Source organism: Piscibacillus sp. B03, assembly GCF_052246295.1.
GTDB lineage: Bacteria > Bacillota > Bacilli > Bacillales > Alkalibacillaceae > Piscibacillus.
Window position 1 is genome coordinate 160,720 of the sequence record NZ_JBQQCO010000001.1, and the last position, 19,716, is coordinate 180,435.

General features: G+C 40.9%; 23 protein-coding genes and 1 pseudogene. 6 read left to right on the forward strand and 18 right to left on the reverse strand.

Features of this window, described 5'->3' with window-relative positions; translation table 11 throughout:
- Positions 1-22 precede the first annotated feature (22 nt).
- The 9 genes from ACTWQB_RS00885 to paaA form a co-directional block, all read right to left on the reverse strand.
- Positions 23-1,228, reverse strand: coding sequence for a thiolase family protein (locus ACTWQB_RS00885; RefSeq protein ID WP_443137297.1), 1,206 nt, complete (start codon positions 1,226-1,228; stop codon positions 23-25).
- Between the two features lie 217 nt (positions 1,229-1,445).
- Positions 1,446-2,963 carry an aldehyde dehydrogenase family protein gene (locus ACTWQB_RS00890; RefSeq protein WP_443137298.1) on the reverse strand — a complete coding sequence of 506 codons (1,518 nt, stop codon included), beginning with the start codon at positions 2,961-2,963 and terminating at the stop codon, positions 1,446-1,448.
- Positions 2,964-2,981: 18 nt separating this feature from the next.
- Positions 2,982-3,758 carry an enoyl-CoA hydratase/isomerase family protein gene (locus ACTWQB_RS00895; RefSeq protein ID WP_443137299.1) on the reverse strand — a complete coding sequence of 259 codons (777 nt, stop codon included), beginning with the start codon at positions 3,756-3,758 and terminating at the stop codon, positions 2,982-2,984.
- Positions 3,759-3,761: 3 nt separating this feature from the next.
- Positions 3,762-4,535: an enoyl-CoA hydratase/isomerase family protein gene (locus ACTWQB_RS00900; protein ID WP_443137300.1), complete on the reverse strand. Its 774-nt coding sequence runs from the start codon at positions 4,533-4,535 to the stop codon at positions 3,762-3,764.
- Positions 4,516-4,833, reverse strand: coding sequence for an EthD family reductase (locus tag ACTWQB_RS00905; protein WP_443137301.1), 318 nt, complete (start codon positions 4,831-4,833; stop codon positions 4,516-4,518). Before ACTWQB_RS00905 ends, ACTWQB_RS00900 begins: the two co-directional genes overlap by 20 nt.
- A 313-nt stretch (positions 4,834-5,146) precedes the next feature.
- Positions 5,147-5,641, reverse strand: a complete 495-nt coding sequence (gene paaD / locus ACTWQB_RS00910; RefSeq protein WP_443137302.1) for a 1,2-phenylacetyl-CoA epoxidase subunit PaaD — start codon at positions 5,639-5,641, stop codon at positions 5,147-5,149.
- A 13-nt stretch (positions 5,642-5,654) separates the two neighbouring features.
- Positions 5,655-6,485, reverse strand: a complete 831-nt coding sequence (gene paaC / locus ACTWQB_RS00915) for a 1,2-phenylacetyl-CoA epoxidase subunit PaaC (RefSeq protein ID WP_443137303.1) — start codon at positions 6,483-6,485, stop codon at positions 5,655-5,657.
- Positions 6,461-6,820: a 1,2-phenylacetyl-CoA epoxidase subunit PaaB gene (paaB, locus tag ACTWQB_RS00920; protein WP_443137304.1), complete on the reverse strand. Its 360-nt coding sequence runs from the start codon at positions 6,818-6,820 to the stop codon at positions 6,461-6,463. Before paaB ends, paaC begins: the two co-directional genes overlap by 25 nt.
- A 15-nt stretch (positions 6,821-6,835) precedes the next feature.
- A complete protein-coding gene (gene paaA, locus ACTWQB_RS00925; RefSeq protein WP_443137305.1) occupies positions 6,836-7,816 on the reverse strand; it encodes a 1,2-phenylacetyl-CoA epoxidase subunit PaaA in 981 nt (326 codons plus the stop codon).
- Between the two features lie 230 nt (positions 7,817-8,046).
- Between paaA and paaX the strand changes: the two genes are divergently transcribed.
- Positions 8,047-8,868 (forward strand): phenylacetic acid degradation operon negative regulatory protein PaaX, encoded by an 822-nt coding sequence (paaX, locus tag ACTWQB_RS00930; protein ID WP_443137306.1) that lies wholly within the window; start codon positions 8,047-8,049, stop codon positions 8,866-8,868.
- Between the two features lie 459 nt (positions 8,869-9,327).
- Here paaX and ACTWQB_RS00935 read toward each other — a convergent pair whose 3' ends face one another.
- Positions 9,328-9,855: a gamma carbonic anhydrase family protein gene (locus tag ACTWQB_RS00935; RefSeq protein WP_443137307.1), complete on the reverse strand. Its 528-nt coding sequence runs from the start codon at positions 9,853-9,855 to the stop codon at positions 9,328-9,330.
- Positions 9,856-9,948: 93 nt separating this feature from the next.
- Here ACTWQB_RS00935 and ACTWQB_RS00940 point away from each other — a divergent pair, with 93 nt between their 5' ends.
- From ACTWQB_RS00940 to ACTWQB_RS00955, 4 genes are all read left to right on the forward strand, one after another.
- Positions 9,949-10,173 carry a hypothetical protein gene (locus tag ACTWQB_RS00940; protein WP_443137308.1) on the forward strand — a complete coding sequence of 75 codons (225 nt, stop codon included), beginning with the start codon at positions 9,949-9,951 and terminating at the stop codon, positions 10,171-10,173.
- Positions 10,174-10,385: 212 nt separating this feature from the next.
- Entirely contained in the window at positions 10,386-11,186 is an 801-nt protein-coding gene (zupT, locus tag ACTWQB_RS00945; RefSeq protein WP_443137309.1) for a zinc transporter ZupT, read from the forward strand.
- A gap of 58 nt (positions 11,187-11,244) precedes the next feature.
- Positions 11,245-11,667, forward strand: coding sequence for a transcriptional regulator MntR (gene mntR / locus ACTWQB_RS00950; RefSeq protein WP_443137310.1), 423 nt, complete (start codon positions 11,245-11,247; stop codon positions 11,665-11,667).
- A 116-nt stretch (positions 11,668-11,783) separates the two neighbouring features.
- On the forward strand, positions 11,784-11,942 hold the full coding sequence (locus tag ACTWQB_RS00955) for a hypothetical protein (RefSeq protein ID WP_443137311.1): 159 nt from the start codon (positions 11,784-11,786) through the stop codon (positions 11,940-11,942).
- Positions 11,943-11,989: 47 nt separating this feature from the next.
- Here ACTWQB_RS00955 and ACTWQB_RS00960 read toward each other — a convergent pair whose 3' ends face one another.
- A complete protein-coding gene (locus tag ACTWQB_RS00960; protein ID WP_443137312.1) occupies positions 11,990-12,550 on the reverse strand; it encodes a DUF3231 family protein in 561 nt (186 codons plus the stop codon).
- A gap of 193 nt (positions 12,551-12,743) precedes the next feature.
- Positions 12,744-13,220 (reverse strand): PaaI family thioesterase, encoded by a 477-nt coding sequence (locus ACTWQB_RS00965; RefSeq protein ID WP_443137313.1) that lies wholly within the window; start codon positions 13,218-13,220, stop codon positions 12,744-12,746.
- A 122-nt stretch (positions 13,221-13,342) separates the two neighbouring features.
- Here ACTWQB_RS00965 and ACTWQB_RS00970 point away from each other — a divergent pair, with 122 nt between their 5' ends.
- Positions 13,343-14,068: a DUF421 domain-containing protein gene (locus tag ACTWQB_RS00970; protein WP_443137314.1), complete on the forward strand. Its 726-nt coding sequence runs from the start codon at positions 13,343-13,345 to the stop codon at positions 14,066-14,068.
- 176 nt (positions 14,069-14,244) lie between these two features.
- Here the strand turns inward: ACTWQB_RS00970 and ACTWQB_RS00975 are convergent, their stop codons facing one another.
- From ACTWQB_RS00975 to ACTWQB_RS01000, 6 genes and pseudogenes are all read right to left on the reverse strand, one after another.
- Entirely contained in the window at positions 14,245-14,919 is a 675-nt protein-coding gene (locus ACTWQB_RS00975) for an ABC transporter ATP-binding protein (protein ID WP_443137315.1), read from the reverse strand.
- On the reverse strand, positions 14,903-17,407 hold the full coding sequence (locus ACTWQB_RS00980) for a hypothetical protein (protein ID WP_443137316.1): 2,505 nt from the start codon (positions 17,405-17,407) through the stop codon (positions 14,903-14,905). Before ACTWQB_RS00980 ends, ACTWQB_RS00975 begins: the two co-directional genes overlap by 17 nt.
- A gap of 248 nt (positions 17,408-17,655) precedes the next feature.
- A complete protein-coding gene (locus ACTWQB_RS00985) occupies positions 17,656-17,781 on the reverse strand; it encodes a hypothetical protein (RefSeq protein WP_443137317.1) in 126 nt (41 codons plus the stop codon).
- 7 nt (positions 17,782-17,788) lie between these two features.
- Positions 17,789-18,124: pseudogene (locus ACTWQB_RS00990) on the reverse strand (DUF899 family protein); the annotation flags it as partial.
- Between the two features lie 24 nt (positions 18,125-18,148).
- On the reverse strand, positions 18,149-18,292 hold the full coding sequence (locus ACTWQB_RS00995; protein WP_443137318.1) for a hypothetical protein: 144 nt from the start codon (positions 18,290-18,292) through the stop codon (positions 18,149-18,151).
- Positions 18,293-18,381: 89 nt separating this feature from the next.
- Complete coding sequence (locus tag ACTWQB_RS01000; RefSeq protein ID WP_443137319.1) at positions 18,382-19,638, reverse strand: YeeE/YedE family protein; 1,257 nt, start codon at positions 19,636-19,638, stop codon at positions 18,382-18,384.
- Between the last annotated feature and the right edge of the window lie 78 nt (positions 19,639-19,716).

Sequence of the window (19,716 nt, forward strand, 5' to 3'; positions counted from 1 at the left end):
CTCTTGTTTCATCGCTAGTCACTTAATCGTTCACATTCTCGATGATCGTTGCTATTCCCTGCCCGACCCCAACACACATCGTGGCTAGGCCGTACTGGGTGTTACGCTTTTGCATTTCATGAACGAGCGTGGTTAAAATTCGTGCTCCGCTTGCGCCAAGTGGATGGCCATATGCGATGGAGCCACCATTCACATTCACAATCTCTGGGTTCAATCCAATTTGATTTATGCATTCAAGTGATTGGGAAGCAAAGGCTTCATTTAACTCGACTAAGCCTAAGTCGTTCACGTTTAATTTTGCGCGTTTTAGTGCTTTGGCCGTCGCGTTAATCGGACCTAATCCCATCACGGCTGGCTCTAGACCAACTGTTGCTCCGGAAATGTATCTTGCCATCGGTTTAAGGTTTAATTCTTGAGCTTTCTCGGCACTCATGACGAGTAAGGCTGATGCCCCGTCGTTCACACCAGAGGCATTTCCGGCTGTGATCGTTCCACCTTCAAATATTGGCCGTAAACTTGATAGCTTTTCTAATGACGAGTTTGGTCTAGGGTGCTCATCTGTATCAATCACGATTTCATTCCCTTTTCTGTCGCGATCAATCACAGGAACAATCTCATCTTTTAACCTTCCAAACTCCATCGCTTGTTTAGCACGCATTTGACTTTCGTACGCAAACGCATCTTGTTCTTCCCTACTTATATTGTACCGCTCGGCGACGTTTTCCGCCGTTTGAGGCATTGAGTCTGAACCATACATCTCCTCAAGCTTACGATTCGTAAATCGCCAACCAATCGTTGTATCAAAAAGTTCTCTATTGCCACGAGCGAACTCTTGCTCAGGTTTGGCCATGACTAATGGCGCCCGAGTCATACTCTCAGTCCCACCCGCTATGTAAATATCACCATCACCAACCGCAATGGCGCGCGCCGCTTGCATAACCGCTTCCATCCCAGATCCACATAAACGGTTCACCGTGACGCCCGCTACATCAACTGGAAGTCCTGCCAGAAGCGTCGACATCCTTGCCACATTACGATTATCTTCTCCAGCCTGGTTCGCATTGCCTAAAATCACTTCTTCGATCTCATGGGCTGGAACTTGTTCGTTTCGTTCTAGCAACGCTTTAATGACAACCGCACCTAAATCATCAGGACGGATGTTTTTAAGTGCTCCTTTATACCGGCCAATCGGTGTTCTAACTGCATCGACAATGACAACGTCTTTCATCGTATTCACGCAACCTTTTCGAATTATTGAATGTGAATTTCTATGGGTGTTATTTGATGTCCTATGGGCGTTAATCCCAATCCTATGGTGTTAACCTCGATTCTATGGGTGTTAATATCGATCCTATGAGCGTTAAACCTAATTCTCGAGTCGTTCGCCCACACTTTTCATCAATAAATGGCCGAGACATGTTACATGCCTCGACCTTTTTTAATCATTAAACTCCAAATGGGTTTAATGGTTTTGGACCATAGTAAGATAACACGCTCTTATCTTCCATATATAAATCAAGTGTTTCGACGGTTAGCTCACGACCGAAACCTGATTGTTTATAGCCACCAAATGGAGTGCCTGGGAATGCTGAGAATGGGCTGTTGACCATCACGATCCCCGCTTGAATTTGGTGAGCGACGCGTGTTGCTCGACCTTGGTTTGTCGTCCAGATTGCAGATCCTAAACCATATTTCGTGTCGTTCGCGCGCTTAATCACGTCTTTTTCATCCGTAAACTTCTCAACGACCACCACTGGTCCGAAGATTTCTTCTTTAACTGCTTTCATATCAGGCGTAACATCCGTAATAACAGTTGGCTCATACCAATGTCCATTTTCGAAGCCTTCAGGGTACATCGGTTTACCACCCGTTGCAATAGTAGCTCCCTCATCAATTGCTGACTGAACATAGCCATCAATCACTTCTAGTTGCTCGCGGCTAATGATCGAGCCAAGATGTGTACCTTTATTGAACGGATTGCCAGTCTGTAGCTTTTTCGTCTTTTCAATAAACTGCTCCATAAACTCATCGTAAATATCTTCATGGACAAACATGCGAGAACGCGCTTCACACGATTGACCTGTGTTGAAGAAAATACCGAATAATGAACCTGCAACAGCAGCATCCATGTCTGCATCTTCAAACACGATGTTAGGCGACTTACCACCAAGCTCAAGCGTAATGCGTTTCAACGTCTGAGACGCTTTTTCCATAATGTCTTTACCAGTTGGTGTGGAACCAGTGAAAGCTACCTTATTGATGTCTTCATGCTTTACTAAGTAATCCCCAACAACTGAACCAGAACCTGGAACCGTGTTTACAACGCCCTCAGGCACACCTGCTTCATGGCAAATTTCATTTAAAATAATGGCCGTAATTGGTGTAAGTGACGCTGGCTTGATGACCACTGAACAACCTGCTGCTATCGCTGGCGCAATTTTCCATGCCGCCATCATCATTGGATAGTTCCAAGGGATGATTTGCGCGCATACCCCAACAGGTTCCTTATGCGTGTAGTTAAAAAAGCCATATGGCATGTTGTTGACTTCACCTCGGTGACCAACAATTGCGCCTGCATAAAACTCAAAGTCCTCGATTGATTGGTTGATCTGAACCTGAGCTGCTCCAACTGATTTACCACTATTTAAAACTTCCATTTCAACTAACTCATTGAAACGAGAGCGCATAATTTCCGCAATTTTATTTAATACACGTGCACGCTTGCCGACTGGGTATTTGCGCCACTTACCATTGTCGAATGCGTTGCGCGCTGCTTGAACAGCCTTCTCCGCATCCTCTTCATTTGCCTTCGCAATTGTTGCGATCGCTTCACCTTTTGCAGGGTTATACGTATCAAATGTCTCACCTGAACTACTATCTACACGTTCACCGTTAATAATCATTGAGTAATGGCTACGCTTCATTTCTCCGACTTGTGTAATCGTTTCTTTTGTCATTTCCATGTGCGATTCACTCCTTTTCTACTTTCCAATAAAGCTAGGTTTTCGTTTTTCCTTAAATGCGTTAACCCCTTCTTGGTGATCTTGAGATAGACCTGCCACTCGTTGGGCATACGCTTCTTTATCCAAAAACTCCTCGAACGACTCATTCATACTATCGATCATGTAACGCTTAACTAGTTCAATAGATTTGGTTGGTAGACTTGCTAAATGTTGCGAAAAAGCATCTACCTTTTCATCCCATTCTTCTGAATCAATCAATTCTGTGGCTAAGCCTAGGTTGTAAGCCTCATCTCCAGTTAAAGGCTTACCTAAGACCGTCACTTCCATGGCCTTGGCATAGCCAATTAACCTTGGTAATTGGTACAGAAATCCTGAATCAGGCACTAATCCAATGCCAACAAACGCACTGACAAATTTAACGTTTGGCTGAACTAATCTAAAGTCTGCTGCCAACGCGAGACTCATCCCTGCTCCTGCAGCTGTTCCGTTCACCGCAGCCACAATTGGTTTTGGCGTATATTTAATGGCCTGCATCATCGGATGATATCTCGTACGCAAAAACTCTGCATGATTCGTGTTATCATCTACATCTTGCAAGTCTTGACCCGAACAAAAGGCCTTTCCTTCCCCCGTCAATACAATGCACCTAACATCGTTATTCTTGTTTGCGACCTTCAGCGCTTTCGTAATTTCTTTATTCATAACCTCAGTAATGGCGTTGTACGCTTTCGGTCGGTTCAGCGTAATCGTGGCCACACCTTTTTTTTCGCTATACTTAATCGTTTCAAATCCCAACCGCTACACCCCCTTAAAGTGAGGAGGTCGTTTTTCAGTAAAAGCTTTCATCCCCTCTGTTTGATCTTGAGAATCAAACGTTAAGTAAAAATTCTTTCGCTCAAGCTTCATACCGTCCATGAGCGATAAATCCTCTGACGCCTTCACAGACTCTTTAATTAACCTGAGTGAAATCGGCGCTTGATTTGCGAGCTGATACGCTAAGCGCATTGTCTCTTCTTCTACTAACTCAGGCGCAACCACTCGATTAACCACGCCAAAGTCTCGAGCCTGTTTAGCACTGAACGATTCACCTAACCAAATTAGCTCTAGCGCTTTTCTCGACCCAATTGCTTTGGATAAAAGCTGTGTGCCGCCAGCACCAGGCATGACTCCTAACTTTACTTCAGGGAAACCGAACTGTGCATTTTCAGCGGCGATGATTAAGTCGCAATGTAGTGCGAGCTCAAATCCGCCACCTAACGCGAAGCCGTTCACCGATGCCAAAATTGGTTTGTTAATAAGTTGAATCCTGTCCCATACTGCAAATGGATCGGCTAGTTCTAATGACAGAGGTGACTCATCCATCATCTCTTCAATGTCCGCTCCTGCAGCAAAAACTTTTTCGTTCCCTTTCACCACGATGACGTTAATCTTATCATCACGGTCGTACATCTCAAGCGTTTCAACGATTTCATCCACCATTTGCCGGTTTAATGCGTTTAACACGTCGGGGCGGTTGAGCTGAACCACCCCTATTGAATCTTCAATGTACGCATTAATGTACTTTTTCGACATGGACTTCTTCACCTATGACTAGAGTGACAAGATCGCCGGCAAATTGCATAACGTCTTTACCTGATGCTTTTCCTTCGTCTGTTTTCATCGCTGCTTGTAGGGATTCGTGGTCGTCGTAGAACATTTCACATAGTAAGTAGTAATCGGTTTTTCCCATTGGTGAGCCGACGATTTTAGTGACTTTCATGTCGCGTAGGCCTGGGATTTTTTGAGTGAGTGGTGTGTGCGTGTTGAAGTAGTGCTCATCGAATTGTTCCGGATCTTCCGGTTGTTTGTAAATCGCGATTAATTTAACCATTTGCAAAACTCCTTTTTATGTTTTCATTATTTGTTAAAAAACACTCGCTTTCCGTGGGCGTCGCTTCAGCCTCCTCGAGCTCAACCTTCGCTCTGCGGGGTCTTCAGCTGACGCTGTTCCCACTAGAGTCTCGTGTTTTTTAACTTTACTAGCCATTAAAAGCTGTGATTAATTGTAATTGTGACGAGCGAAAGGTGACGACGCCTGCGGGAACAGCACGAGCCGAAAATCACGCAAAACGAACGCAAGTGAGTTTTGGGAAGTTGAGGCCGTGCCCGCGGCAAGCGTTCACCGACAGCGATGTCACTTACAATCAATACACATAATCAACGACTGGTTTCATGGCTTCGAATGGGTTGCGGCAGTTGGTGCAGTACAGGATACTGCGGCACGCGGTTGGGCCGAAGACGTTCTCCATCGACGTGTAGTCCGAACCGCAATACGGGCAATCGACCGTCCATTCTTCACCGGGGTGGTAGTCCTCTGGTGGTGGAGCGACTCCATGTTTTTTTAACTGGGTTTTTCCTTCATCCGTAATGGCGTCTGTTGACCATTTTTCTTCAAATGAAAAGTGAACGTCACACTCTGACACCCACGCCAAGTCGCCGACTGCCTTCTGAACATCTCGTTTAATAAAATCTAACGCTGGACAGCCCGCGAATGTTGGGACCATCGTAATAAACACGCGACTTCCAATTACTTTCACCTCATGTACCATCCCAAGGTCATACACACTGACAGACGGTAATTCTGGATCATCCACAGTTTTTAACACTTGTTGAATATCCTTCAATCGTTGTTCCTCCACTCCATCTCACCTCCTACCAAACGGCATCCTTATCACTCTCATACACTTCAGCTAGAATATCCAGAGCTTGGTCTAGGTCAGGTGTGTGATCACCATCCCTTCCGCTACCGAATTTCTTCCCAATACTCGCTTCAGGTAATTCTGGAATTGTCTTTAACAACTCTTGTGTCCAGCGCTCTCTTAAGCTGTCTTCACTCACGATTAAACCTAAGTGTTCCATTTCTGTTGCGTGCGGTCCTAATTCAAAGACATCACCGCACTGCTCCCAAGCTTCCTCAAGCCTTGCTTGTAATCTATTTCTAGCATCATCAGTAGAATTATAGAGTTGATTAAACCAAATTCTCCAATGCGCTAAGTGGTATGGTTGTTCCATTAAAACTTTTCCAGCCACATTGGCGAGTGGCTTATAAGAACCTTTTGTAATCGCTTCCAACTTAACCTTTTTAAAAGATTCATAGAGAAAGTTACGAACAACAGTTAAAGCCCAATCATAATAAGGCTCTTCGGTGTAGTGTCCTTCTCCATTTTTCTTTTCAAAGTAGATCGCGTTCTTCCGCTCGACAGGCTTACGTTCGTGTGCTAGCACATCCGCCTCAGGCTCGCCTAGCTCTTCTAATAAGTTGTAAAACATTAGTGCATGCCCCATCGTGTTTTGTGTAATTGAAGAATAGGCGACGTCTTCTTCAATATGAGGAGCTAACCCTAACCATTCTGAGCCGCGAAAAGAGATTAAAAAGTCGTCATCAGCTAGTTGGAAAAGTAAATCTTTTAAAGCATTTAAATAGGTTTGGTCTTGTTTGGCTGCTTCTGCTGATTCCATCATTTCTTCTTCACCTCTTTCCAAGACATAATTTCCTTCTCATCTAACATGCCTTGTTCTTTTTCCTTCCACTTTTGCCTTAAATAACCGTATCCTTTTGTTCGACGATAATCTTTATTATCCAAACGCTTCGTCCAGTTCATGCGCTCTTCACTGGTCATACCGCGAATATTTTCACGTTTTACAACCCAAACATCTAGGACATCTTCACGACGCATAAAGTTTTCCAGCGCCATAGAAAGAGCCATTTCTTCATTTGGCGCAAGTAGGCTAAATTGATGTTGGATCGGTGCTTTGACACTCTTCTTACTAAATACTTCATATTCTTGGTAAAAACTTGTTTCGTTCGTCTCTTCCACCGCACTCTCTCCTCCTTAAGAACCGATTACTTCTTTCGATAACGCTTGGCGTACCCAGCGATTATTTTCATAAGCTATTTCTCTCAAACGCAGACGCTCCTTAGATCGAGGGCCTTTATTTTTAATAATCTGCTTAAACTCATTCCAATCAGGTTGTTGGTAAATCCAGCGACCTTGTTCCTCATCGTAATGAACGGTATCGTCTGGAACCGTCAGCCCAAGCGAGAACACACGAGGTAAGTATTTATCTAGAAAAGCTTGACGCAATTCTTCATTGTTACTTTTACGAATCTTGTATTTAATCATCACATCTTGCTTCGATGACCCTGTCGTTTCTGCAGACGCCGGCCCAAAGAACATAAGTAATGATGGCCACCAACGATTCAATGATTCTTGTAAAATAGCACGTTGATGATCGGTCCCTTCTGCTAGTGCCATGATGATCGCCTCACCATGTTGAGCGTGAAACACCTCTTCCTGACAGATTCGTTGTAACGCGCGTTGATAAGGGCCGTAAGAAGCATCTAGCATATTCGTTTGTGAAATAATCGCTGCTCCATCTACGAGCCAACCGACCATCCCCGCATCTGCCCAGGTTTTCGTCGGCATGTGGAAAACATTATGAAACTTTAAATCTCCTGATAATAAATCTTCCATAAGGTCTTTACGTGTCTTGCCATAAGGCTTCATCAAGTCCTCTGCGACACGAAGCAGTAACTGCCCATGCCCCATTTCATCTTGAACCTTGGCCATGATCCCTAACTTCCGCTTCATCGTAGGCGCTTTTGGCGTCCACTCCTTTTCTGGAAGCGCTCCCATAATTTCGCTAATGCCATGCATGGAAATCAGCTTGATCAATGCCACACGATACTCTTCTGGCATCCAATCATCCGCCTCGATCTTCTCCCCAGCTTCAATTCGTTCCATGAAGCGCTCGTACTTCTCATGATCATCACGCGGACTATCTGTTGGACCATACTCAATGTAATGATACATATAGCCACCTCTTATCATACGTTTATTTAACGTTATCGTATCAAAACGTTATACAATGTTCAACAAGATTTTTTAATTTTCAAACATTTAATTTTCTTGTTTCTTAATTTTATGACGTCATAACCTTTGTCATTCGTGCATTTCTTTAAAATAAGTGCGTGAACATTTTTAAAAAATATAGTAAACTAGTCTCATTCAGAGTTAACGAGAGATAGAAAGGGTCATCAAATATGGATAAACATTTTAATACACGGTCTATGATTTTTACGTTATATGGTGACTATGTCCGTCATTACGGGAGTGTCATTTGGATCGGTAGTTTAATAAAATTACTAAAAGAGTTCGGTCATAATGAACAAGCTGTTCGCGCGGCTATTTCGCGCATGAGTAAACAAGGCTGGGTTCAGTCTGAGAAACGCGGGAACCGAAGCTATTATTCTCTTACGGAACAAGGTCAAGCCCGTATGGAAGAGGCATCAAAGCGTATTTATAAATCTGAGTCTCCTAAGTGGGATGGTTATTGGAGAATGCTTGTCTATAACATTCCAGAAAATAAACGTGGGTTAAGAGATGAACTACGTAAAGAGCTTGTCTGGAGTGGATTTGGTAACTTGTCTAACAGCTGTTGGATCACCCCGAACCCATTGGATGAACAAATACATAGATTGGTAGACAAGTATGATATTAAGGACTATATTACATATTTTAAGTCGACTTACGAAGGCATGAGTACACCTCAAAGCTTGGTTGATAAATGTTGGGACTTAGAGGATGTGAATCAAAAATACTCTGATTTTATCCGTGAGTATAGTGAGAAGTATTATATTGATCAAAACTTGATTGAAAAAGGTGCGATTAGCGACGGGACATGCTTCGTGAAGTGTGCCTCCCTCGTTCACCAGTATCGTAAGTTCTTATTTATCGACCCAGACTTACCCGAGGAGCTGTTGCCAGAGCAATGGTTAGGGAACTCTGCTGCCGCGCTGTTCAACGATTATCACGAGCTCTTGCAGCCACGCGCTACCCGTTTTTTTGAAAGTGTGTTTGAGTAGTAGCATTTAAACCGGGAAAAGTATAAGCGAAAACGAGACCATGTATACGTGAAATTTAGTCTAGTGTACTTGAAACCCACTCTAGTGTTCATGAAACGAGCTCACTTGTACGTGAAATCAGCTGAAGTGTACGCGAAACGCGCTCATGTGTTCATGAAACAAGCGCAAATGTACGTGAAACGCAGGCATGTGTATATTCAATAATGAAAAAATGAGGCTGGGCCAAAAAAATAGCTGAATAGAAAACGAATATTGAGCGCTATTAGCGTAGTCAAAATGCTGAGACACCTGCAGGAACAGCACAGTCTGAAAATCACGCCAAACGAACGACAGTGCGTTTGGGGAAGTTGAAGCCGTGCCTGCGGTAAGCGAAGCATTTTGACTCAGCAAAAATGAAGCTCCATAATATTCGTCTTTTACTAGGTTAATAAATGTTTTGTGTCAGCCTCATTTTTAACCTTATTTAATTTTCTCAAATACTTCAGGGTCTTGAAATTCTTGGCCTTTATTGGCATAAGTATAAATGGTCTCTTCAATCATTTCCATATCTTTATCAGTTAACTCACGCACTACTTTTGCCGGTGAGCCTAAAACGAGTGATCGTGGCGGAATTTTCTTACCTGATGGAACTAAGCTGTTAGCACCGATGATAGAGTATTCTCCGATTTCAGCACCGTCCAAAACCGTCGCACCCATGCCTACGAGGACACCTTTTCTCAACGTGCAACCGTGCACAATCGCGTTATGTCCAACCGAAACCTCATCCTCCATCGTTAATGGGAATTGTTCGTATAGATGACACATAGAATTTTCTTGGATGTTGCATCGTTTCCCTATCTTGATTGGACCTTCATCACCTCGAAGTGTTACATTAAACCATATACTAGAACCTTCACCAATCTCAACATCACCTATGATTCTAGCATTATCCGCAATAAAAACTGAGTCGTGAATTCGTGGGGACTGATCTTTGTATCGATAAATCATGTCTACCCCTCCTAATCTAATTTATTACTAATATAACACATTTAAAGAGTTCGTTTTAAAAACATCATTAACATAATTAAGGAGTGATTTTTCATGAACGAATTAATAGCCGTGACATATGATGTGTGCGAGGTTGAAAATTTGTATGAGTCGATGATTGAACACACCATAAGTGACACAAATAACTTAGACGAAGAAGTAGCTGCCATTGCCGCAAGAGATATTGCTCCTGTCGTCAAAGTGTTTAACCAAAACAGACAACTAGTTAAAGAGTATACTTTCTCTCAATACGAATGTAACTGCAGCGAATTAGATTAAAATCTTGATTATCAGAAAATTTATGTTATAGTTGCCTTAAGGAAACATTCGGTCATAAAATCAACTTTTTTTATAAAACCACGACACATTTTAAAAAATAAAACATATCATTTTATTAGCTTGAGTCGTTAAATTTTTTTATCCAAAAAGTTTCCCCGTGGAAACATATTGTCCACCACGAAAACACAAATCAAAATAGGAGGAAGCAATAAATGACGGAAAATCTATTATTTGCCTTTGGATTAACCCTCATGGCAGGTTTAGCAACAGGAATAGGCAGTTTACTAGCCTTTTTCACAAGCACAACGAACACCAAATTTTTATCATTTACCCTAGGATTTTCAGCAGGAGTCATGATCTATGTCTCGATGGTCGAGATATTTTTTAAAGCCCAAGAATCACTCATATCAGCACTAGGGGAAGTGTCTGGGAACTGGCTGACGGTCGCTGGTTTTTTCGGAGGGATGATTCTCATTGCCCTTATCGACAAATTAATTCCAAAGCAGGGGAACCCTCATGAATTGAAAAAAGTCGAGGATATGAATAAAACACCTAAAGACCCTGACCTACTTAAGATGGGGACATTTACCGCTATTGCCATTGCGATTCATAACTTTCCTGAAGGAATTGCAACCTTCACATCCGCACTTCAGGACCCAGCACTTGGTATTGCGATTGCAGTTGCGATTGCTATTCACAACATTCCAGAGGGGATTGCCGTATCGGTTCCAATCTATTATGCTACTGGCAGCCGCAAGAAAGCATTCAAGTTATCGTTTTTATCCGGTCTATCTGAACCGATTGGCGCAGTTGTCGCCTTCTTAATTTTAATGCCGTATTTAAACGATGTGATGTTTGGCATTATCTTTGCCGGAGTGGCTGGCATCATGGTATTTATCTCACTTGATGAACTTTTACCAGCTGCCAAAAAATACGACGAAACTCACTTGCCGATCTACGGTGTCATCAGTGGGATGGCGATAATGGCCTTAAGTATTTTATTATTTATTTAAAAACTTGTCCTTTTCGTCTAAAATATAACTAAAGGGATTCGTCAAAGGAGGAAGCTTTTTGGCTACAACACCTAACATGGAGGATTATCTCGAAATCATATACCTAATGTTTGAAGAAAAAGGGTACGCACGTGCAACCGATATCGCCGAACACCTTGATGTATTGCCTTCCTCTGTTACTAAAATGATGAAACGGTTAGATCGCAAAGGACTTGGCGTTTATGAAAAATATCGAGGATTTGTTTTAACGTCTAAAGGTAAAAAAATCGCCAAAGACATTGTAGATAAACATCAAACGTTGGAAGACTTTTTCCGAGTGTTTGAGATTGATTCAGATAACATTTACGAAGAAGTTGAAGGAGTCGAGCATCATATCGGAAAAGAAACAACGTTCTGTATATCTTCATTAGTTCGATTTTTTGAAGATCACCCCGAAATCAAAAAACAATACTTTAAGTATCGTGAGGATTTAGACGATTGATTTTCTATCAGCCACCGCATGAATGTGCGGTGGTTTTTTGTTAGAAACCTAATGTATTCTAATTTTCTAATTAATAGTATATTATGGAAAGTATAAGTTCAAAAGGGGGAGTATCGGTGATGAAACAAAATGCATTTATCGTTCCTGGGTGTACGTTGCTTGGTATTGGACTCGGGCTATTATTTGATGAAGTCGCAGCAGGAACTTTAATCGGTATTGGGTTAGGATTACTACTGAGTGGGGCATCTGGGAAGTGGCTTTTTGGGAAAAGGTAAGCTATATTGATGAAAATAAAAAGACCTCGATCAAGGTCTTTTTATTATTATTTACTAGGCGCGCCTGGCGGATGATAATAAGGTGGAATCTTAAGCCATCCACGTTTACGCATTAAGCTTTTCGCTTTCATCCCCAGTGAAAATTTATCGATTTGAAATTTCAAAAACATAATTCCGACATCTGTACGAACACTCTGACTTGCAGCACCGCCACACATGTTTCCTGCATAGACGAAATTAATACTTAATGTGTTCATAATTTCGTCGTCGGTCAATTTAGCCCCTTCAGGCACAGCCTCTGGTTCTGAGTTGGGTTTATGCTCGGGTGCTTTCGGGAGCGGAATCCCTTCTTCAATCATAAAATTACGTAATTCTTGTTTATGTGAGTTTGCAACTTTAAGTGCTTCGTTAACAAAATTAATGACTTCTTTATTCTTAGTCATATTTAAACTAATCTCTTCATAACTAATAATGCTTTCTACAAAAGCTAAATAAGTCCAACAAGCCATGACTTCTCCAACATGTATATCATCTTTTTCACCATCAGTTAAACTTTTTAAAGTTTTGAGCGAGGCGTCGATCCACTTCGTAAAATTATATTTACCCACTAGACTCACTCCCACATCCATTCGTTAAAGTTATTTTTATCTAGATAGGTAAAATTATTCTCTTTAAGTAAACCGAGTGACTAACGCCACCAATATTAATATAGTGAGTAAGATATACAACATGGGTTTTATTCGATCCATCATGACTTGCTCCTTTTTTTCCTTAGCTTACACAAGTCACATCACTTTATGACTATTTCGCAAAGTTGTCTGGCATTACAACGGCTACAACGGATCCAGAAGCGACACGTTCCTCCCCTGCGTAAACGTCAATCTCAGTTTTAAATTTATTTTCACGGACCTCTTCAACCTGGCCAACTGCTTTTATCAGCGTTCCTTGCGGTGTTGGCCTAGTGAATTTTACCTCGAGTGAAGCCGTGACGAATCTTGGCGCCTCCACTCCGTCACCAGGTTTGTGACCATTTTTACGATGTAGAGCTAACGATGCTGATCCTGTTCCATGACAGTCGATTATGGATGCTAAAAATCCACCATAGACGAAACCTGGAATCGCGGTATACTTCTCCTCAGGCTTATGATAGGTAACAGTCTGATCACCTTCCCATCCCGTTCTAAATTGATGGCCCTCTTCGTTTAAACGTCCACAACCATAACAATGAGCAAAACTGTCTGGATAATCATCCTGAATGGCATGTTGAATTGTCGTCATAGTACCACCTCTATTGTTTAAATTTTTTGTAATTTTAGATTAACATACTTACTTGGGCCGTGCATGACGATGAGGCTTTGGGTCAAAATACAGTTAAAACTGTCGCTAAAGGAGCCCTATAAATGGATGAAACATTAAAAGAAACGCTAATTGTTTTGGGTCGGATTATCACCATTCTTCCTTTATTGCTTCTAGTTACCATTTTTATGGGCAAACGAGCTATTGGCGAACTTCCGATATTTGATTTTTTGATCATTATTTCATTAGGGTCACTTGTTGGGGCTGACATCGCAGACCCTTCAATTGCCCACATCTATACGGTTGTGGCGTTAATTGCGATTGCCTTTTTACAACGTTTAGTGGCCAAGTTGAAAATTGCAAACCGAAAAATCGGTAGATATTTAACCTTTGAGCCGACTGTCGTTGTTCAGGATGGTAAGTTTTTAAATCAAAACTTGAAACGAATTCGGTACTCCATCGATAATATCCTTCAGTTATTGAGGGAGAAAAATGTATTTGACCTCAATGACGTGCAAACCGCGATCATAGAATCAGACGGGAGTTTGAGTGTTTTATTAAAACCCTCAAAGCGCCCCGTGACGATTGAAGATATGAAGTTAGACGGAGGTCAACCTAGCATATCTTTACCTGTCATTATGGAAGGCGAAATTTACACAAGTATCTTATCATCGTTCAGCCTGAATGAAGCATGGTTGAAAGAAGAATTGGCTAAGCGAGGTATTATCGATGTGCAAGAAGTTTTTTACGCTGCTATTAACTATGATTTAGAACTTCATGTGTCGCTTAAGAATGAAAAAGGATTAAACGTTCCAAGGTTTTATCATTAAATATCTGCAGGTTTAATAAATTTAGCTGCACGTTTTGACCATATAACTTGCATATACATTCACCACCTATGTTTAGCGCAAACTAAAAGTAATCACCTCAAACAAACTCCTAGAGATGATCACTTTTTAATAATTAAATAGTATGAACTTCTTTTAAAAACGTCTCACCTTAGATATTAAGAGAGTTGCTTTCTTGTTAACTGGCCGTCTCGCATTTCAAATAAATGGTTTCCGTAAGTACTTAACTCTGTGTCATGAGTCACAAGAATAATTGTGATTCCTTCTTTCTGCAGGTCTTTGAGTATAGACATAACATGATTTCTGCTGTCTACATCTAAATTTCCTGTTGGCTCATCACAAAGCAATATATTAGGACGATTGATTAAGGATCTTGCAATAGCTGTTCGTTGTTTTTCTCCACCAGATACCATTCCCGGTTGATGCTTCTCTCGATGTGAAAGATTTACTTTGGCCAAAATTTCTTTTGCTTTTATCTCAACCTTCTCCTTCTTCTCATACGGCAATAAAGGTATCATCACATTTAATAATATGTTGAACTGTTCAAACAACTTAAAATCTTGAAATATATAACCTATATTGTTTCTCCGGAAATTTCTTTTTTCTTCTTCTGTTTCTTCGGAAATATGAAAATCATCAATCATAATAGACCCTTCGTCAGGTTGTTCAATGCCAGATAAGACTTTCAATAGCGTTGTCTTTCCTGAGCCGGACGGTCCTGTAATCGTCAGCCAATCTCCTGATTCAACTTCAAAATCAATCCCTTTTAACACGTGCACCTTTTCCTTATTTATTTGATAGGATTTTGTTACATTGTTAATCTTGATAAGCATGGTCATCTACCCCTCTAAAAAAGAACCAATTCATAGATTGATTAGCAATTAGTAAAGTAAGTCCTATAATAAGCAGTATTGAAATCATACTACCCGCAATGATCTGGAAAGATAATTCTACTAAAAAAGCTATAGCAATAAGACTTATCATAAAGCCTAAACCAGTCGCTACACTTCCCCATATCAAAACTTCCTTCAAAAAATATTGTTTTATTTTCTTTTTATTCCAGCCAATAGTATTAAATAAGTAAAGTTCCTTCTTTCGTACTCTCCACAAATTGGCCATCGATTGAATAACAGTGATCATTCCCACTATATATAAGAGAACCACCATCACTAGAAAAATTCCCTCAATATTTCCATGTACATACACACCCAACCTTGTTTCGGTTACATTTCCAATGAACTGCTGAAGGAAAAATGGTAGAAAGCTTGTCATCAGTGTTATGATAAAAATCTGTATACATGCGGCAAAAATCAATGGAAAATGGAAAAATATATTCTGAGTCAGTATACTTTTCCCCAGCAAAACAACTTGACTGTTTTTCTTCTTCACTAACTGGAAGGCTATGATATAGCTTATCAACACTAATATGCTGAGAAAAACACTGTAGATAAACATCGTGTTATTTCCTGTCTGAATACCAATAATACTGCTTATAAGTAATGCAACCACAATAGGTATTAAAAGCAATCTTGACCATTCCTTTAACCGCAATTTACGGATATGGCTAGAAGACCAACCAAGTTGTGCTAATAAAGCTTCATCCTTCTGTCTTGTTTTAAGCATTTGATGAAAAATAAACAAGATAAACGTAAATGCGACGAAAAAGAAGAGAATTGTGATTAATAATTGCAAGGCATTCCAGCTATTCAAAATTTGGTCGGCAGCACCTAATGTTGTAAAAGACTGAACAACTTCCCCAATGCCTTCTACATCGACAGTCATTTCGGTTAAAGATGCTCCAGCGACAATATCTACAGTATAACCCTGTGCTTCCCACTCACTGGCAAGCGACTCAATTAATTCTGCCGCAGCTTGGTCATATCCATCAATACCCGCTACTCTGACACGGATTGCATCAATTGGATTTTCTCCTTTCACTCTTTCAGCCCACTTCAGTGAAATTAACCCATGTGCAGGTGTTGTTATAAAACTACCTGCAATTGCAGATGGATGCAGAGTAATAGTTTCATCACTTTTTAGATAAGGAGTCTCGCCACCGTAAATCCCTAAAGGGGAAGATGCTAGTTGATTATCATTCTCTGTGATCGAGTACGTTCCATTTTCCACAAATGCAAAGAATTCATCATCGTTCAGTGGTTTGTTCTCTTCATCCACCTCGTAAATCATTTCTTTATGCATTTCCCGATAAATAGGTGCTTGATAATAATCATCCATTCCAACTTGCTCCACTGCTAATGATTGATCTTCCCGGATAATATAGTCTACAGGCTCCAGATTAAATTTTATTCGTTGGGCAGTAAAATGAGATACTTGACCATAATTAGGAATATCCTCTGGCTTACCAATAGACAACTTTTCGTCTTCTGTTACATATAAAACACCTTCAGAAAAAGGAAAATGATTGTCACTCGGGTGCAAATTTAGCACCTTAGGGTTATGTAGTCTTTTGGGCGATAGATATTCCTCAACTAATTCAGCATATTCTTCAGGAAACTCTGCCATTGTCAGACTCGGGTTACCTCTAACAGAATGGTTGTATATTTCCGTCAGTTCTGCATCGGTCAATGGCTCTAATGTATCAATAGTAACTCGCATTTCCACAGGAACAGATACATCAGATAGTGTCATGATTGATGCATATCCTTCTTCTCCCTCAAAATAGCCAGTGTTAGGATCAAACGCTTTTTCTTCTAAAGGAGAAAAATCTTGCCCAATTAATTTTTCTTCTTCCACTGGGTCGATAGCAACAACTTGATGATATGAAACAGGAAAATTGAAAGTCGCAATATCTTCACCAAAATAAGCACTTGTTACGTCAAAATTTGAACCAAATCTAAGCTGGGGTTCACCAAAATCATACATGAACGTCTTCTCTTGAGCGATATAATCATGATGCCCGTCTGAAGTGCTATATTCCACTTCATAATAAATAGGGTCAACAGGATTCTTCTCCATCATCCATGTTCTATCAAGAGCCGTAAACAGACCAATTGAGGCTACTGGGGCAGCAATTTCCACATTCTCATGATTTTTAATATTGGTCCATTCTTCTAGACTAATGCCACCTTTTCCAACCCCTAAATAATTCTCCTCCACAAGATTTAGTTGACGTTCCAAATCCGTTCGGGCACCGTCTGGACGAATCAGAATATCGTAGCTACCCCTGGAGAAATCTGTAATATTTTGAGTCACTTCCTCGTTCGCTTGTTTCATTATAGAAAAACTGTAGGCAAGCATACTAATGATAATCATTAGTACGCCAGCCACCATAAATAAGCTTCGCTTACTGTGCAATTTCATGGTTTTCCACCGCCGTTATTAATAGCTTATTGTTGCAAACCTTATATTAAAGATGCATTTCTTTATATGAATATACATAATTATCAAAAAAATGTCAATATTTGATATTATTAGATAGAAATGTGTAATAGCTTTTAAAGAACTATGTTATTTACAATATTACAATTGCAAGGCTGCTGCTTTTATTTGAGTCATCACACTTTTTTAAAAAAGCTTTTGCGCCGAACTAGCGCAAAAGCTCACAGAAATTAATATGCCTTTTTCGGTGCCCACTGACTTTCCTCTTCATGTAGTAAATCTATGAACGACCACATACCACAGAATGAATCTCCAGGACCGAATGGAGCTGATGAGTATTGTTGAACTACTCCCACCTAAACGCTATCGCGTTTTGAGGAAGGAGTCTTCTGCCGTCGAATGATAAATCTGACCATCTCCGTCTTTTTTCAAAATGGACACGCCTGGCTGAGGTGAACCCTCAAAAGTTTCAAAACCTAACGCCTGTTTGAATCTAGATTGTGAAGTTGAAACTAGTTTGAAATTCCAATTACGTTGATCCGCAAATTCAGCCATGGCATCCGGTTCGTCCGATGAGGCTAATACGACTGGTGCGACACTTTCTAAATGGTGCAAGATGCCATTGATTTCGTCCGCCCAAAGCATACAATAATTACAGGACTTCCCCATGTTCTGAATGACATACAATGTGTCAGCATCACCAAATAGCTCATCGACTTACACTTAATTACCTTCTCGATCCAACAATTCATAATGATCAATGACCACATTTTCCTCCTGCTTCAACAGCTCAAACAATTCCTTCCTTTTAGAAGCCAATTCTTGATGAAGGTTATTAATCTTTTCTTGCAAAACCGCATTCGACATTCTAGAAACCTCCCAAAATTTTTGTTATAACTAAGTTCTACAAAAATACAGAAAAAACCTCTTATTGCAATCACAATAAGAGGTAGATTTTAACAAAATGAGTCTTTTGGTTTTGGTACGGATAATCCGAATAGCGGTCTGAGGTACAGTGCGATAAACGTACCGGCTAAAGCCATAATGCCCCAAACGTATCCGTGTAAACTAAATGATGCAATTCCACCGAAGTATGCTCCAATATTACAACCGAATGCTAGGCGTGCGCCGTAACCCATTAGTAAACCACCGATGATTGCTGCCGTCACATTCCCTTTAGTAAGGTTAGAGAACTTAAATAATCCTCCTGCAGCTGATGCTAAGAAAGCACCTAAAATAACACCAAAGTTTAGAATTGTTGTCGAGTCTGCAAAAATAGATGCTTCTAACGCCTGAGCATTAGCACCTTGCCAATAGCTCCAGCTAGCGACGTCAATGCCTAGAAAGTCCGCTGCTTTAGATCCCCATAAGGCAAATGCAGACGTAATGCCCCATGGATTGCCTCGCGTCATAAGCGTTAACGCATTTAAAACAGCAAGCGCAATCGCTGCTGCAAATAGTGGCCATGAACCACGGAAAATACGTTTCCAACCTGCTGTCGTAGGAAGTGGCGCCATTTTCGGAGCCTTTTTCTTACGTTCTACGACAAGTGTGATCCAAGCAATTAATCCAAATAATGCGATCGACACAGCCCAGGCACCTCCGTACCCTAGACCAGTTGATGTCGCAAGTGAGAAAGCTTCCATCGATGGGAGTTCCTCTGTCCAAAATGGTAAATGGGCAGCTCCTACTGTTGCACCCACGATGAAAAATAGTAATGTGATGAGCATCACCGTACGGCCGCCACCAACAGCATAAAGCGTACCTGATGCGCAACCGCCACCTAACTGCATACCGATTCCAAACATGAACGCACCAACTAAAACACTAATCCCCACAGGTGCGACATAGCCCGCTGCACCTGTTCCAAAGAAGGATATACCAAACGCTAATATAGGTGCGAATAATGTTACCGCAACTCCTAGCATTAACATGTGCGCCCGTAGCGCCTGACCATTACCGACAGATGCAAAGCGACGAAACGCTGACGTAAAGCCGAAACGCGCATGGAATAGTGTGTAACCTAATAGTAGCCCTAGTAATAATAACACTGGTTGCATAGCCTCTTGTGTCATCAATAGATAAACCATAAGAATGGCTGTCACAACTAATGCTCCCACAATTAATTTTGTTTGTGGTTTATTCAAACCCGTGTCGTTAGCTTTCACAGGATCTTTTACTTCATTGACTGGCTGTACTCTTGTTGTAGCCATATAAAATCACCTTTTCTGATAAATTTTGTCGGAATTAATGACATACATTATCATATTAAGGATTCACCATTTTGTCAA